The sequence below is a fragment of the Cupriavidus sp. 05N38 genome, assembly GCF_056397345.1.
Genome location: NZ_JBFTNF010000034.1, coordinates 62,043 through 76,384 on the forward strand (window position 1 = coordinate 62,043; position 14,342 = coordinate 76,384).

At 67.9% G+C, this 14,342-nt stretch carries 14 protein-coding genes; 3 read left to right on the top strand and 11 right to left on the bottom strand.

The window, feature by feature from the left end; all coding sequences use genetic code 11:
* Positions 1-45: 45 nt before the first annotated feature.
* The 7 genes from AC1DK4_RS23990 to AC1DK4_RS24020 form a co-directional block, all read right to left on the bottom strand.
* Positions 46-840 carry a DUF1835 domain-containing protein gene (locus tag AC1DK4_RS23990; protein WP_441613030.1) on the bottom strand — a complete coding sequence of 265 codons (795 nt, stop codon included), beginning with the start codon at positions 838-840 and terminating at the stop codon, positions 46-48.
* 93 nt (positions 841-933) lie between these two features.
* On the bottom strand, positions 934-2,025 hold the full coding sequence (gene paaE, locus AC1DK4_RS23995) for a 1,2-phenylacetyl-CoA epoxidase subunit PaaE (RefSeq protein WP_441613031.1): 1,092 nt from the start codon (positions 2,023-2,025) through the stop codon (positions 934-936).
* Positions 2,026-2,053: 28 nt separating this feature from the next.
* Entirely contained in the window at positions 2,054-2,614 is a 561-nt protein-coding gene (paaD, locus tag AC1DK4_RS24000; protein ID WP_441613032.1) for a 1,2-phenylacetyl-CoA epoxidase subunit PaaD, read from the bottom strand.
* Between the two features lie 5 nt (positions 2,615-2,619).
* Positions 2,620-3,474, bottom strand: coding sequence for a 1,2-phenylacetyl-CoA epoxidase subunit PaaC (gene paaC, locus AC1DK4_RS24005; RefSeq protein WP_441613033.1), 855 nt, complete (start codon positions 3,472-3,474; stop codon positions 2,620-2,622).
* A 12-nt stretch (positions 3,475-3,486) separates the two neighbouring features.
* Positions 3,487-3,801 carry a 1,2-phenylacetyl-CoA epoxidase subunit PaaB gene (gene paaB / locus AC1DK4_RS24010; protein ID WP_441613034.1) on the bottom strand — a complete coding sequence of 105 codons (315 nt, stop codon included), beginning with the start codon at positions 3,799-3,801 and terminating at the stop codon, positions 3,487-3,489.
* A 26-nt stretch (positions 3,802-3,827) separates the two neighbouring features.
* On the bottom strand, positions 3,828-4,847 hold the full coding sequence (paaA, locus tag AC1DK4_RS24015; RefSeq protein ID WP_441613035.1) for a 1,2-phenylacetyl-CoA epoxidase subunit PaaA: 1,020 nt from the start codon (positions 4,845-4,847) through the stop codon (positions 3,828-3,830).
* 167 nt (positions 4,848-5,014) lie between these two features.
* A complete protein-coding gene (locus tag AC1DK4_RS24020; RefSeq protein WP_441613036.1) occupies positions 5,015-6,583 on the bottom strand; it encodes a glycosyltransferase family 9 protein in 1,569 nt (522 codons plus the stop codon).
* 193 nt (positions 6,584-6,776) lie between these two features.
* Between AC1DK4_RS24020 and AC1DK4_RS24025 the strand changes: the two genes are divergently transcribed.
* Positions 6,777-7,622 (top strand): L,D-transpeptidase, encoded by an 846-nt coding sequence (locus AC1DK4_RS24025; protein ID WP_441613037.1) that lies wholly within the window; start codon positions 6,777-6,779, stop codon positions 7,620-7,622.
* A gap of 61 nt (positions 7,623-7,683) precedes the next feature.
* On the opposite strand, the gene AC1DK4_RS24030 is transcribed toward AC1DK4_RS24025, so the two are convergent.
* From AC1DK4_RS24030 to AC1DK4_RS24040, 3 genes are all read right to left on the bottom strand, one after another.
* Positions 7,684-7,962 (bottom strand): DUF1488 family protein, encoded by a 279-nt coding sequence (locus AC1DK4_RS24030; RefSeq protein ID WP_441613038.1) that lies wholly within the window; start codon positions 7,960-7,962, stop codon positions 7,684-7,686.
* 90 nt (positions 7,963-8,052) lie between these two features.
* The gene (locus AC1DK4_RS24035) at positions 8,053-10,188 is read right to left on the bottom strand and encodes an FUSC family protein (protein ID WP_477131820.1); all 2,136 of its coding nucleotides are present in this window, start codon (positions 10,186-10,188) and stop codon (positions 8,053-8,055) included.
* Between the two features lie 495 nt (positions 10,189-10,683).
* On the bottom strand, positions 10,684-11,931 hold the full coding sequence (locus tag AC1DK4_RS24040; RefSeq protein ID WP_477131821.1) for a nucleoside recognition domain-containing protein: 1,248 nt from the start codon (positions 11,929-11,931) through the stop codon (positions 10,684-10,686).
* Between the two features lie 295 nt (positions 11,932-12,226).
* Between AC1DK4_RS24040 and AC1DK4_RS24045 the strand changes: the two genes are divergently transcribed.
* Together AC1DK4_RS24045 and AC1DK4_RS24050 are read left to right on the top strand one after the other, a co-directional pair.
* Positions 12,227-13,009: a GntR family transcriptional regulator gene (locus AC1DK4_RS24045; RefSeq protein ID WP_477131822.1), complete on the top strand. Its 783-nt coding sequence runs from the start codon at positions 12,227-12,229 to the stop codon at positions 13,007-13,009.
* A gap of 216 nt (positions 13,010-13,225) precedes the next feature.
* Positions 13,226-13,396 (top strand): hypothetical protein, encoded by a 171-nt coding sequence (locus AC1DK4_RS24050; protein ID WP_441613042.1) that lies wholly within the window; start codon positions 13,226-13,228, stop codon positions 13,394-13,396.
* A 19-nt stretch (positions 13,397-13,415) separates the two neighbouring features.
* On the opposite strand, the gene AC1DK4_RS24055 is transcribed toward AC1DK4_RS24050, so the two are convergent.
* Positions 13,416-13,811 (bottom strand): DUF488 domain-containing protein, encoded by a 396-nt coding sequence (locus AC1DK4_RS24055; protein WP_441613043.1) that lies wholly within the window; start codon positions 13,809-13,811, stop codon positions 13,416-13,418.
* Positions 13,812-14,342 lie beyond the last annotated feature (531 nt).

Genomic DNA, 14,342 nt, shown 5'->3' on the forward strand with positions numbered 1-14,342 from the left:
TTTCCGCTTGTTTCAGCTTGATTCTGCTGTTCCCGGCTTGCCGGCCTATTCGCCGCTGGCGGACAGGTTGCGGCGCAGCTCGCAGGTCTGCAGTGATTCGGCATTGCCGCGCAGCACCAGCTGGCCGGCGCCGATCAGCTCCCGGCAGCGCCAGAACACGAACCAGTCGCTGGCCAGCAGCCCTTCGATGGCCCCCATCACGGCGCCCACCACTTGCGCGGCCGGCGCCCATTCCAGCGGCGCGCGCTCCAGGATCACCTCATCCACCGTGTGGTACGCGGCGGGCACCAGCGTGTTGCCCTTCCACAGGCGCACGTCGGCGTTCTCCTTGACGTTCTGCTGCCACTCGTAGCCAAGCCGGCCGAGGCGCAGCACCGAAACCGGGGCGATCGTGGAAAAGCGCCGCGCAAGGCGCGCCGCGGGATACATGCCGATGGCGGCCAGGTTGCCGCGCGCGGGGATTTCCAGTTCGCGCAGGTCCATCGCGACTTCGTTGATGCGCTGGGGGGACTGGTAGAGATGGAACACCACCCGGCGCAGCATCAGCTGGTCGGACGCGCTCTGGCCATGCCAGAGCGCGATCTCCAGTTCTTCCTTGCGCAGGCCGTGCAGCTGGGTGAGCGCGTGCTGCATCTCGGCGGCGAAGTCGATGTCGCTGCGCGGCGCCACGCGCTGCCAGAAGCCGGAGCGGACGAGGCCGCTGCTGTCGACGTCGGCGATCGGGCCGACGGCAAGGTCGTCGCGCAGCACGACGACCGGGTCGGGCCGGGCGGCCTGGGCGAGGGCTTGCCGTAGCGTGTTGCCCGCTACGTCACCGTTGACGACATGGATGTATTGCATGGGCGTGATTGTATATGGATGCGTGGCGCGGCTGCTTCCATTTTAATCACGCGGTTGCGCCGCTTGCGGCGCGCCGCCGGAGCCCGGCGCTGCTCAGCGTTCGTCGTAGCTCACCACCACGCGCCCGGTGACGGCGCGGGCCTGGCAGGTCAGCACGAAGCCCTTTTCCATCTCCCACGGTTCGAGCGTGTAGTTTTTCGCCATCTCGACCTGCCCCTCGAGCACTTTGGCGCGGCAGGTACAGCAGACGCCGCCCTTGCACGCGTAGGGCAGGTCCAGCCCGGCCGCCAGCGCGGTGTCAAGCACATTGGCATTGGCCATCGGCAGGCGCATGGCGTGCTGCTTGCCGTCGAGCACCACCACCAGTTCCGCCGTGCCGGCATGGCTGGCTTGGTCCGCGCGCGCAGCCGGGCGCGGCGCCTGCGCCACTGGCACGCCGAAACGCTCGGCATGGATGCGGTGGGGGTCGAGGCCGGCCGCCTTGAGCGCGGCCTCGACCTCGTCGATCATCGAGGCCGGCCCGCACACGAAGGCGGCGTCGATGTCGCCGACAGGCAGCAGGGATTCGAGGAATGCGCCCACGCGGGCGCGGTCCAGGCGCCCGTGCAGCAGGTCCACTTCCTGCGGCTGGCGCGACAGCACGTGATGGAGCGTGAAGCGCGCCAGGTACTGGTTCTTCAGGTCCTCGAGCGCTTCGGAAAAGATGATGCTGTCGACGCTGCGGTTGCCGTACACCAGCGTGAACCGGCTGTTCGCCTCGGTGGCCAGCGTGGTGCGGATCAGCGACAGCACCGGCGTGATGCCGCTGCCGGCGGCAAAGGCGACGTAGTGGCGGCTAGCATCGCTTTCCAGCGGCACATGGAAGCGGCCGTCGGGCGTCATCACGTCGAGCACGTGGCCGGGTGCGAGGCCGTCGTGCAGATGCTGCGAGAACACGCCATGCTCCACGCGCTTGACCGCCACGCGCAATTCGCCGCGCTCGGCGTAGTCCTGCACGCCGCAGCAGATCGAGTACGAGCGGCGCAGGTCATTGCCGTCCACCGGCGCGCGCAGCGTGAGGAACTGGCCCTGCGTGAAGCGGTAGGCGTCGCGCAGCGCCGCGGGCACGTCGAAGGCGATGGAGATGGTGTCGGCGGTTTCGGTGCGGACCTGCGCCACGCGCAGCGGGTGGAACTGAGGGGTCATGGCAGCGTGGGCCGGCGACGCCAGCGCATCAATAGGGTTTGAAATAGTCGAAGGGTTCGCGGCAGTCCAGGCAGCGGTGCAGCGCCTTGCAGGCGGTCGAGGCGAAGCGCGCCAGCTGCTCGGTATGCAGGCTGCCGCAACGCGGGCAGGGTACCCGGTCCTGCCAGGCGGCCGGCGCCGCCGCGCGCGGCACGAAGCGCAGCGGCTGCGGCGTGGCGTGCGTGCCCTGCGCATCGTGGCAGCGCGTCGGCGGCGCGATGCCGTAGGCGCGCAGCTTGTCGCGGCCCCCGGCGCTGATCCAGTCGGTGGTCCAGGCCGGCGACAGCACCGTGCGGATGCGCCAGGGGCCCAGGCCCGCGGCATCGAGGGCGTGGCCGATATCCTCGGCGATCTGCGACATGGCGGGGCAGCCGGAGTAGGTCGGCGTGATGACCACTTCGATACTGCCGTCGCCGGCGACCACCACATCGCGCAGGATGCCGAGGTCGCGGATCGAGACCACCGGGATTTCCGGATCGGGCACGCCTTCCAGCGCATTCCATGCGAGCGTGGCGCGCGCTTGCGCGGCGGTGCCGGTGCCGGTGGCCATGGTGCTCACCACTGCGCGCCAGGGTGGGCGCGTGCCAGGCTTTGCAGTTCGCTCAGCAGGCGGCTCATGTGTTCCGAGTGCACGCCTTGCTTGCCGGTCGGGACGAAGCCGCCGGCAGCAGGCAGGGCGAGCGTCGCCGCCGCCACGGTCTCGTCCACCGTGGCCTGCCAGGCGGCGCGGCAATCCGCCGCCGGCACGCCCACGCCCGCAGCCGCGGCTTCATGCTCCACCGCATCGGTGGCGAAGCACTCGTTCATATAGGGCAGCAGGTGATCCAGCGCCTGCTGCGCGCGCGCATGGGAAAAGCCGGTACCGTCGCCCAGGCGCACGACCCAGCCGGCGGCATGGTGCAGGTGGTAGCGTGCCTCCTTGACCGACTTGGCCGCGATGGCCGCGAGCTCGGCATCACTGCTTGCCTGCAGGCGCGTCCACAGCTCCACCATCAGCGCGCTGTAGAGGAAGTTGCGCACGATGGTGACCGCGTAGTCGCGCTCTGCCGCGGCAGTGCCGGCCAGCGGGCCGGTGTGCGGCAGCTCCGTCAGCGTCCAGTTGCGGAAATCGCGCTCGGGGCGCCAGTAGGCGTAGTCGTCTTCCAGGCGCGCCGGGCCGGCCTGCCCGGCCAGCCGGCCCTCGAGCACGCCGGCGTGCGCGTAGAGCAGGCGCGCCTGGCCGATCAGGTCCAGGCTGATATTGGCGAGCGCGATGTCTTCTTCCAGCGCGGGACCGTGGCCGCACCACTCGGCGTTGCGCTGGCCGAGGATCAGGGCATTGTCGGCCAGGCGCAGGATGTACTGGAGCGTGGCGGGCAGGGCGGCGGTGGCCGGCGCGGCGGGCGGCGCAAGTGTCGGCATGCTGGTCATGGTGCCGGGCCCTTACATATGGTTGACTTCATCGGGCAGCTGGTAGAACGTCGGGTGCCGGTAGATCTTGTCGGCCATCGGGTCGAACAGCTCGGGCTTTTCGTCCGGCGCGCTCGCGGTGATGGCCACCGACGGGACCACCCAGATCGACACGCCCTCCTGGCGCCGCGTGTACACGTCGCGCGCCATGTGCAGCGCCTGCTGTGCATCGGCGGCGTGCAGGCTGCCGCAGTGCTTGTGCTCGAGTCCCTGCTTGCTGCGCACGAAGACTTCCCACAGCGGCCAATCTTTCCGCGCCCGGTCCTGGGTCGAAGTGTCTTGGGTCATGTTGCTTGTCTCCTCTGGCCTGCGGTTCAGGCCGCGCGCAGGGCGGCCTGTCCTGCATTCTGTTTCGCGGCATAGGCCAGCGCGGCCTCGCGCACCCAGGCGCCTTCGTCGTGCGCCTTCACGCGGGTGGCGAGGCGCTCCTTGTTGCAGGGGCCGTCACCGTTGATGACGCGCCAGAATTCGTCCCAGTCCAGCGGGCTGTAGTCGTGGCGGCCGCGCTCGGCGTTCCATCGCAGGCCCGGGTCGGGCAGCGTCACGCCCAGCACCTTGGCCTGCGCGACGGCGGCGTCGACGAATTTCTGGCGCAGGTCGTCATTGGAGATGCGCTTGATGCCCCAGGCCATGGTCTGGGCGCTGTTGGTGGATGCCGCATCGGGCGGCCCGAACATCATCAGCACCGGGAGCCACCAGCGGTCCACCGCGTCCTGCACCATCTCGCGCTGGGCGTCGGTGCCGCCCATCATCGCCAGCAGCGCGTCGAAACCCTGGCGCTGGTGGAAGGATTCTTCCTTGCAGATGCGGATCATGGCGCGCGCGTAGGGGCCATAGGAGCAGCGGCAAAGCGGGATCTGGTTCATGATCGCCGCGCCATCGACCAGCCAGCCGATCACGCCGACGTCGGCCCAGGTCAGGGTGGGGTAGTTGAAGATCGAGGAATACTTGGCACGGCCCGCGTGCAGCGCGTCGACCAGGTCGTCGCGCGAAGCGTCCAGCGTTTCCGCCGCCGAATAGAGATAGAGGCCGTGGCCGCCTTCGTCCTGCACTTTCGCCAGCAGGATGGCCTTGCGCTTGAGCGACGGAGCCCGGCTGATCCAGTTGCCTTCGGGCTGCATGCCGATGATCTCGGAATGCGCGTGCTGGGAGATCTGCCGCACCAGGGTCTTGCGGTAGGCCTCGGGCATCCAGTCCTGCGGCTCGATCTTGGCATCGGCCGCGATGCGGGTGTCGAAGGCTTCCTGCCTGGCCGCGTCCGGGGCGGCGCGCAGTCCGTCAGGCGTGGCCTGTGCGTTTACGCCGCCGGGAAGATCCAGACTCTGGGTGTACATAACGCCTCCTTTGACGGGGCCGCGCGTTTGTTGCTTTCATGGATTGGCAGCGGGTAGGAGCATTATATATAAACCGACTGGTCGGTCACTTTATCTGGGAATGGTGTTTTCCCGAGGCCCAGCGCGGCCGGCGTTTCACGTGAAGCACCGGCCGCAAGCACGCATATCTAGCCGCGCGGGTGAGCTTCTGGCAGGGCGGCAAGCGCAGCGCCAAGTTCGTCGAGCGGGCCGTTCCAGTCGCGCATCGCGGCCTGCCGGAACAGGCGCATGCCTGGGTACCAAGGCGAGTCCTTGCGCTCGAGCAGCCAGCGCCAGTCGGGCGAGAACGGCAGCAGCAGCCAGACCGGCTTGCCGAGCGCGCCGGCCAGGTGGGCGACGGCGGTGTCCACGCTGATGACCAGATCGAGGTTGTCGATCAGGGCGGCGGTGTCGGCGAAGCTGGCGATCTCGCCGGATACGTCCATGAGCTGCGGCAGGCTTTCAAGCGTGGCGCTGTCGGCGGCGCGCACGTCCTTTTGCAGCGAGACGAAGCTCGCATCGGCCGCGAGCAGGGGGCGCAGCTGGTCCAGCGCCAGCGAGCGGTTGCGGTCGTTGCGGTGCCAGGTGCTGCCGGACCAGACCAGGCCGATGCGTGGCCGGCGGCCGGCGGCGGAGTCCGCCTCCAGCCGGGCGCGCCAGGCTGCGCTGAGCGCGGGGTCGGCGTTGAGGTAAGGCGCGGGCGGAATGGTCGCCAGGCTGGTGCGGAAGGCCAGCGGCAGGCTCATCAAGGGGCAATGGCAGTCGAAGGCAGGCAGCTGGTCGCCTTCGGCGATCAGCTCCGCGACGCCGGGCAGGCCCTGCAGCAGCGGCACCAGCGCGGGCTGCACCTGCAGGATGACGCGCGCGCCCATGGCCGCGACGGCCGGCACGTAGCGGGCGAACTGGATGGTGTCGCCGAATCCCTGTTCGTTATGCAGCACGATGGTCTTGCCGGCCAGGCTGCCTTCGCCCAGCCAGGGCTTGCCCGGCAGGCGGTGCGCGGGCGTGCCGTCCAGCCAGCGCCATTCGTATTCGCGCCAGCCGTGATCGAAGACCCCCATCAGCAGATTGGTCTGGGCGCGGTTGCAACGCGCCAGCGCGTCGTTTGCGTCCAGCGTGACGGCCTTCTTGAAGTGGCGCATGGCTTCGTCGAAACGATGCAGGTCGCGCAGCGCCACGCCCAGGTTGACGTACCCGCCGGCGAAGTTGGGCCGCAGCTGGATGGCGCGCTGGTAGCAGTCGATCTCGTCGGCGAAGCGGTCGAGCTCGCTCAGCGCCTTGCCCTTGTTGTAGAGCGCTTCGAAGCTTCCCGGGCGCAGCTTCAGCGCGGCGTCGAACGCGGCGATGGCCGCAGATGCGTTGCCGGATGCCGCGAGCGACAGGCCGAGATCGTGGTGGGCTTCGAAAAAATAGCTGCGCAATGCCACTGCTTGCGAGAAGGCAGCGATCGCCGCCTCGTGTTCGCCCAGTTTCTGGCGCGCCACCGCCAGGTTGTAGTAGAGCTCCGGCGAGCCCGCACCCGCCTGCGCGGCGCTGTCGAGATGCGCCGCCGCGGCCCGGAAATCTCCCTGGTTGCCTGCGGCCAGCCCCAGCAGTTCCAGGGCGCCGCCGTGCCCGGGTTCCTGCGCAAGCAGGGCTTCGAGCGCCGCGCGGGCGCCGGCGAAATCACCCGCGGCGAGACGCTGGCGGGCTTGGTTGATGACTTGAGTCTGATCCATTGACAAACGCTGTGGCCGTGCGGCGTCGGGAAATCATGGCCGCGCCGGCAGTCTAAATATGGAGGCCGCTTCGCTACTGGCTTCGCCACGCCGGCTTCGCGCATGTGCCTTGACGCAGGGCAGTGCGCGAAGTCGGGCACGGGCGAATGATGATCGCAGCGGCCGGTGCAAGATCTTGTGCAAGGAGGCAATTATGCAATGCAGTCCCCATGACGGGCTTTTCGGCCCGTGCCTGCGCCACCGATTCGGCTGGCTGGCATTGTGGATATTGCTGGCCGCGCTGTCGCTCCTGCCCCAGGCCGCCAGCGCCAACAACGAGTTCGGTACCGTGCGGCAGGCGTTTGCCCGGCAGGTGCCGCACCGCCTCGAGCTGCCGGCCGCGCAGGCGCAACGGTATGCCGGCCTGCTGTCCTCGGCGCTGCAGGCTGTGGGGCACGACGCCGACGCCGGCGACTGGGTGGTGCTGGTCGACCGCAACCCGCGCGTACAGGCTGCCATGCTGTTCGCCCGGTCCGATGGCGATGCGCCCTGGCGGTGGGTGGGTTCGGCACCCACCTCGACCGGCAAGCCGGGCACCTTCGATCATTTCATCACGCCGCTCGGCGTGTTCGACCACAGCCTGGAGAACATGGATTTCCGCGCCGAGGGCACCGTCAACGAGAATGGCATCCGCGGCTATGGCGCGCGCGGCATGCGCGTCTATGACTTCGGCTGGGTCGATGCAGAGCGCGGCTGGGGCAAGGGCGGCGAAAGCCAGATGCGCCTGCAGATGCACGCGACCGATCCCGAACATCTCGAAGCGCGCCTCGGGCATCCGGCTTCGAAGGGTTGCGTGCGCATTCCTGCCGCCCTCAACCGGCTGATCGACCGCTTTGGCCTGATCGACGCCGACTACCTCGACGCCGTGGAGCGGGGCGATGCGCTCTGGGTTCTCGCGCCGGATCGCACACCGGTGTCGCGGCCGGGGCGCTATCTGGTGATCGTCGACTCGGGCGCGCGGGATCCGTCCGTCCCGGCAAGTGCAGTACGAGGCGAGTGATATCGCCGGCGGCGGCGTACTGGCGCCGGCGCAAGCGCAAGGCGGCAGCGCGCAGGCGCGCCTATCCTGCGAAGCGGATGTGCCCGCTGCGCAGCACGATCTCCCTGGCCTGGGTCAGTTCGAACAAGTCTTCGGCAATATGTTCGATGCGTTGCCGATGGCTGGTGAACGCACGCACCAGGTCTTCCTCGCGCGGAGAACGGGCGCCAAAGTGCGTCTCGAGCGCCTCGGCGGTAATGGAATACAGCGTGGGCTTGCCGTTCACGGTGGCGGGGCAGGAAAGCGTAAGACTGGCCGCACAGTAGGTGGGAACGCTGCGGGGAAACGAGATCTCGGGCATGGCGTGCCTCACACCGGTCGCTGAGGATGACACCATTCTAGGAGATCGCGCGGCCGAGCGACGCCGTGCGGCGCGTCGCCTTGACCGCCATCAACCGGGATGGGGCAAGTGCTGGCCGGCAACGGCAAGCCCGGCCGTCAACTGGCGCACGCTGGCGAGCGCCTCGTGCGCGGCCTCAGATTGCGCCGCGGCGAACGCGGCCTGCTCGAGCAGGAAGCGGTCCAGCGGTGCGGCGGTTCCGTGGTCCGCGGGACTGGCTAGGGGGCCTGCGCTTTCCCCGGGCCGCGCCGCCAGTGACGAAAGCCGCCCCGCCAGGGCCTGCAGCGTCGCCAGCGTGGCTGGTAGTGGTGCACCGGCGCCGCTCCCGGCAGCCAGCCCGGCGCGCACCACGCCGGCCAGCGCGGCCATGCGGCGTGAGGTGAGGTGAAGCCCGGCGTAGGCCGCAGCCAGTTCCGGCATCAGTTCCGCCTCCGCCTGCTGCAGCGTCAGCTCGGCCCGGGCGGACGCGCGGCCCGCGCCGATGCGCAGTGTTTCCAGGCGGGCCGCGGTCGGCGCGGGCGAGCGCGTGGGCGAAGTCGTGAACGCGCCGGCGCCCGCGAATGCCGCGCGCAGGTACGCGGCATTCGCGGCGAGTGCGTCGACGCCGTGGCGATGCACCCGCGAGAGCTCGGCGCGCGGTGCCAGCACGTAGTAACTGGCCAGCGCGATCAGGCAGCCAAGCGCGGTATCGATGCCGCGCAGCGCGGCGAAGTGGCTGCTGTCCGCCGCCGGGGCGCCCACCCATGAGAACAGGATGACAGCCGGCGTGAGGCAAAGGGCGAACAGCCCCGGGCTTCCGGCGAGCCGCAAGACATAGGCTGCCGCGAGACACGCTGCGCTGATCACCAGCGCCAGCGGCGCCGGCGGGTGGGCGAGGCCGATGGCGCAGGCCAGCAGCGCTCCCGCCAGCGAACCGGCAAAGCGCAGGAAGGAGATCYTGCGTGTGGTCTGCAGTTGCGGACTGAGCACCATGATGACGGTGACCGCTACCCAGTAGCCATGATCCACCCGCCACAGTTGTGCTGGCAGCAGGCTCAGGCTGCCGGCCAGCGCAAGCCGCACCGCATGGCGCGCCACGCGGGCGTCGCGGGCAGTGTGTTCGGCCAGGGCGGCACGCCAGCGCTGCCACCTTTGCCGGAACGTGTGACGCGGCCGGCGGTGCGCGCCATGCCAGGTGGCGAAGGCCGGGTAGCGGGCCAGGGCGCCCACCGCGGACTGGTACACGGCCGGCGCGTCGGCATTGGCCAGGGGCGCATGCAGGCGCCGCAACTCGCGGACCAGTGCGGCGCACAGCGAAGGCAGGTCAGGCGCGGGCCGGGCGAGGGCCTCGTCCACCTGCAAACGCATCTCGGCCACGCAGCGCTGCAGGTACTGGAGCGGCAGCGGGCTGACGTTGCCCTCGCCCGGGTCGCCTGCCGGCGCGCTGTCTGCGCGGCTGCGCAACTCGGCGGCGACGATCAGCAGGGCAAAAATGGCATCGGCCAGGCTGACGATATAGGCATAGCGCATCCGCCCCAGCGGATCGCGCAGGCTGCGGCGCGCGCGCACGGCCAGATGCGCGGCCTCGATCCGCTCGCGGATGTCGCGCTTGCTGGCAGCCGCATCGCCGACCGCTTCAGTGCCGGCCAGCGCCCCGGCAAGACGCGACAAGGCGCCGAACACCGCCATGACTTCCGCGCGCGGGCGCTGGTCGCGCGCGGACGGAATCAGCGCCAGGCTCACCAGGCAGGCAAACACGCCGCCGAGCAGGAATTCCTGGCTACGCTCGAACACGTGTACGGCCAGCGCGGCATCGCCGGCCGGCTGGAGGCATGCGGCGATCAGGATGACGTAGAGCAGCTTGGCGGGCAGGGCCGCGCCGGGCCCACGGGTCTCTGCCAGGCCAGCCGCGAGCCCGGCAATCCCGACCGCGGCGAGCGCCGCCCACGCAGACCCGGCGACGGCCACACCCACCGCGCACGCCACCGTGYCGCCCATGCCGACCGAACCCAGCGCCCTGAGCCGCTCGCCTGCGGTGCCGCCGCGGTCGGCGAGGCAGGTCCAGAGCGAGGCGGTGGCTGCCCACAAGTAGCCCGGCTGATCCGTGAGCCATCCCGCTCCGGCCAGGGCCAGGAACGAGAAAGCGTAGACCAGGCCTCTTTGCAGCATCGAGGCGTCGGGACGGGGCAGGTACGGCACGGAAAACATGTCGACAACTAAGTAAGGACGCCGGCGGATGCAAGCGATGGCTTGACTCTAGATCACCGTATGGTGCGTTGCAACATATCGTGTCATCTCGGGCGATTTGCACTGGGGAGGTGCGCCGCCGCATCGTCCCGGTGCGCGCAATCGCCAACCTGGCACGACGGTGGGGACGGGTTGGTTCCCGGCCGGTAATGCATTGGCGTTTCAGGGGGAAACGCAGGTGCGCGCCGAAAATCGGGCAAAAAAAACCCGCGCAGTTTCGTGCGCGGGCTGGAATCCACCGAGGTGGTGGAGGAGACAGACTCCACTATATACGATTTGTTGCGACGCACCAAGCGTCATATTGGCTGTGCGTGTCTGGCTTCACAAACATGTTGTTTGTGCACAACAAAGTAGCCGTTTACAACATCCGCCTCCACTTTTTCCTGATTTCACGCCCTGATTCCGTCGGCAATTTGCCGATGTGTTCGCGGCGTAGTGGCCGATGGGGGAATGCCCCTAGCGGAAGAACAGGTATGCAATGCCTACCGCGGCGCATAGCCCGGCAAGGTCGGCGAACAGGGCGCAGGCGAGCGCGTGCCGCGTATCGCGAATGTTGACGCTGCCGAAATAAACGGCAAGCACGTAGAAGGTAGTTTCGGTCGAGCCCTGGATGATCGCGGCCAGCTTGCCCTGGAACGAGGCGACGCCATAGGTGCTCATCACATCGATCATCAGGCCGCGCGCGCCGGCGCCGGAGAGGATCTTCATCAGGCCGACCGGCAGGGCCGGCACGAACGCCGTGTCCAGGCCCAGCCAGGCAAAGGCCGCGGTAAGTCCCCGCATCAGCACATCCATGCATCCGGTCACGCGGAACAGGCCGATCGCCACCAGGATTGCCACCAGGTAGGGAATGATCTGCACGGCCACGCCGAAGCCTTCCCTGGCGCCGTCGACGAAGGCGTCGTAGACGTTGATGCCGCGTACGGCGCCGCAGACCAGGAAGACGATGATCAATGTGATGATAAAGCCGCTACCGGCCAGCGCCGTGCCGRTGCTGACCTGCTCCGGCGGGGCATGACGCAGCCACAGGAACAGACCGCCGACCGCGGCCGCCAGCAAGCCCAGGGCGCCCAGCACCGCTGGCTTGAGCAGGTTGAGCCGCTGCGCCCAGGCCACCGCGAGCAGGCCGGCCACGCAGGAAACACAGGTGGCGAGGAGGGTGGGCAGGAAAATGTCGGCTGCGTTGAAGCCGGTCAGGCCCTGCTTGACGGCGATCGCTTGCCGCATCGCGATCACCGAGGTCGGGATCAGGGTCAGCCCGGCCGTGTTCAGGACGATGAACATGATCTGCGCATTGCTGGCCGTATCCGGGCGCGGATTCAACGATTGCAGCTCCCGCATGGCGTTCAGGCCGAGCGGCGTCGCTGCGTTGTCCAGGCCCAGCATATTGGCCGAGACGTTCATCATCATGGCGCCCTGGGCCGGATGGCCCTGCGGGACGCCCGGGAAGAAGTGGCGCAGCAGCGGGTTGACCGCGCGCGCGAAGACATCGACCACGCCGGCACGTTCTCCGATCCGCATGATGCCGAGCCAGAGGCTCATGACGCCAGCCAGCCCCAGGGAGATCTCGAATGCGGTGCGCGCGCTGTCGAACAGGCTCGTCAGCATGGCGGGGAAGACGCTGGTGTCTCCCATGGCCAGGCGGATGCAGGCGACGATGAAGGCAAGCAGGAAGAAGGACAGCCAGACGATATTCAGTGCCATCTGCGCATCGGAGGAGGGCGGGTTTGTGGAAAGTTCGGGCCCACGCATCATAGCGTGCCGGGCGAGCCATCCCGGCCACCGGGTGCTGCAGGGTGTCGCAATTGATCACGGGCAAGGACCGGGTGCGCCGCGGCGCGCAAAAACGGCGTTGCGCCGGTATACAATGCGGACAATATCGCCGCTGCGGCATCCTTTACAGGGCGCGCCGCGGTCCTTGATCCCTTTGACCCGTCCGCGACGGCTCGCATGCGCGGCCAGCCTGGCGACGGTGTCCTGCCGAGCAAAGCCAGAATCTATGTCCGACGCCCCTGGTACCGAACACGCTCACGCCGCTTCGGATTCCGCCGGCACCAGCCTTGGCGCCCAGCATTCGCCCCTGTTCGCCCTCGTCACCGATACCTTGCGGCAGCGCATCCTGGCCGGCGAGTACAACCAGGRTGACCGGCTGGTCGAAAACAAGCTTTCGACCGAACTCGGCGTGTCGCGTATCCCCGTGCGGGAAGCGCTGCGCGCCCTGGCCGCGGAAGGCCTGGTCCGCATCGAGCCGCGGCGCGGGGCTTCGGTGGCAACACTGTCGCCGAATATCGCCAAGGAAATGGTCGAGGTCCGGGCCACTCTGGAAGGGCTCAATGCCAAGCTGGCCGCCCAGCGGCGCGATCCCGGCCTGCTCGCGGAGCTCAACGAGGTCCTGCGCCAGGGGACCGAAGCGGCTGCCAGCGGCCGGTCCGAGCGCTTTGTCGAACTGAACTCCCACTTTCACGAGGTGCTTGGCAATATCGCCGCCAACAGCGTGCTCCAGGACATGGTGCGGACGCTGCGGGAGCGTACGGGTTTGCTGTTTGCGCCGGCCAATGTGACGCGTGCCCGCCAGAACTGGGAAGAACACGCGCAGATCCTTCAGGCCGTCATTGCCGGGGATGCCGATCTTGCGGCCCTGCTGGCGACCCGGCATGTCTATAGCGCGGCGAAGGCCGCGGAAGAGCTGGCGCAGGCGGAGAGCGGCGCACCTGACGTGGCCGGGGAGCGCACCGCCACCAGCCCGGCGAAGCGCAGCGGTCGCGTAGCGAGCGCCAGCTAGTCCCGGCTTGGTGGAGGATCTCGGCGCTTCCGGTATACGATATGCCGGATGCGGCACGAGCAGGCGGCCGGGCGCGAAGAGTGGTCCAGCCCTTGATTTCATTGTGCTATTGGCTGCCGGGATGCACCAGAACGGAGCCGTTGCCTGCCCCGTCATGACGCAGCGCACCAAATTTGGTATACTGTCAATCCTGATGAACCACAATAGGGATTGACCATGAGCTACCCGACGCCCTCCTATTTCCGGCAGTCGGTCGGAGAGCAGTTGCTGGCCCACTATGCCAGGCGCGACGCCGTGCGCCATTGCACGCCGCTGCTCCCCATTCAGTGGAGCGCGCTGCGCACGCTGTTCCGCCGGCAGTGCGCCGGCAGCCACAAGACGATCTGACTYGTCCCGCGCTTGGCGGCTACGCCATGGCCGCCCCTCTCTTTTCCAGCAGCGACCGCAATATCGAGCGGTGGCAGCGGCTTTCTTGCTCGCAGTAGCATCCAAGCGAAAAATTTGTCTGCCGTGACAGCGCGGCCAGCAGGTCCAGCGTCCGGCTAGCCTCGGGGCGGGCCATTTCCGCGCGAAAGTGCTTTTCGAACGCGCGCCAGGCCTTGTCGTCGCCGTCTGCCTGGATGGCTAGCGCCTGGGCAACGAGGTCCGCCGACGGCGAAAGCTCCGGGTACCAGACATCGTAGTAGTCGCGCGATGCGAACTCCGCCTTGGGTACGCCTCGGGGTGGCCGGCGCACGGTGCCAATCCGAAGTCCTTCGTCAGGCGCGCGTGGCGAGCCCAGTTTCACGATACGGATCGTCATTGCTGCATCTCCTTATATATAGAAGCACTGCGAACGTGAGTTGCGGCATCCCTGGGGGTGCCCCGACAGCACGATTCTGACTCGGTGCAGGGCCGCCGTGTGCCTTGAGAAATACTTTTTGCGCCGCAAGAAAATGATTTCAGAAAAGGCTTGCCAGGACCGTGGGCGGGCCTTAATATTCGCTCCCTCGCAACACGAAGCGCGGCTGCAAAGCAGACGGGACAAGGGTTGCGGGGTGAACGGGTGAGGTTGGCGGTGCGAACAGCGCGGCGAACCGGAGCAAAAAAAGATTGCGAAACCTGTTGACGAAACGTAGAAAGTTCTTCATAATCTCGTTTCTCTGCTGCTGACAACAAAGCAGCGACGCGGTAAGCAAAGCGAGCCGCGGCAAGTTCTTTAACAAACAAACAACCGATAAGTGTGGGCGCTTGATAGCGGATGCCCGGTGCGCAAGCACTGGAGCTTACAAGTTATAAAGTGCTCGCACAGTAAAACATGTTCGGTTCTTCTTCGGGAGGATCGAGTCAGTTT

Excerpts from the sequence above, each read along its gene's own strand:
- AC1DK4_RS24050 (WP_441613042.1), top strand. The coding sequence starts at position 13,226 with ATGAGCTACCCGACGCCCTCCTATTTCCGGCAGTCGGTCGGAGAGCAG.
- AC1DK4_RS24030 (WP_441613038.1), bottom strand. The coding sequence starts at position 7,962 with ATGCCCGAGATCTCGTTTCCCCGCAGCGTTCCCACCTACTGTGCGGCC.
- paaD (WP_441613032.1), bottom strand. The coding sequence starts at position 2,614 with ATGGCCACCGGCACCGGCACCGCCGCGCAAGCGCGCGCCACGCTCGCA.
- paaC (WP_441613033.1), bottom strand. The coding sequence starts at position 3,474 with ATGACCAGCATGCCGACACTTGCGCCGCCCGCCGCGCCGGCCACCGCC.
- AC1DK4_RS24025 (WP_441613037.1), top strand. The coding sequence starts at position 6,777 with ATGCAATGCAGTCCCCATGACGGGCTTTTCGGCCCGTGCCTGCGCCAC.
- paaA (WP_441613035.1), bottom strand. The coding sequence starts at position 4,847 with ATGTACACCCAGAGTCTGGATCTTCCCGGCGGCGTAAACGCACAGGCC.
- AC1DK4_RS23990 (WP_441613030.1), bottom strand. The coding sequence starts at position 840 with ATGCAATACATCCATGTCGTCAACGGTGACGTAGCGGGCAACACGCTA.
- AC1DK4_RS24020 (WP_441613036.1), bottom strand. The coding sequence starts at position 6,583 with ATGGATCAGACTCAAGTCATCAACCAAGCCCGCCAGCGTCTCGCCGCG.
- paaE (WP_441613031.1), bottom strand. The coding sequence starts at position 2,025 with ATGACCCCTCAGTTCCACCCGCTGCGCGTGGCGCAGGTCCGCACCGAA.
- paaB (WP_441613034.1), bottom strand. The coding sequence starts at position 3,801 with ATGACCCAAGACACTTCGACCCAGGACCGGGCGCGGAAAGATTGGCCG.
- AC1DK4_RS24055 (WP_441613043.1), bottom strand. The coding sequence starts at position 13,811 with ATGACGATCCGTATCGTGAAACTGGGCTCGCCACGCGCGCCTGACGAA.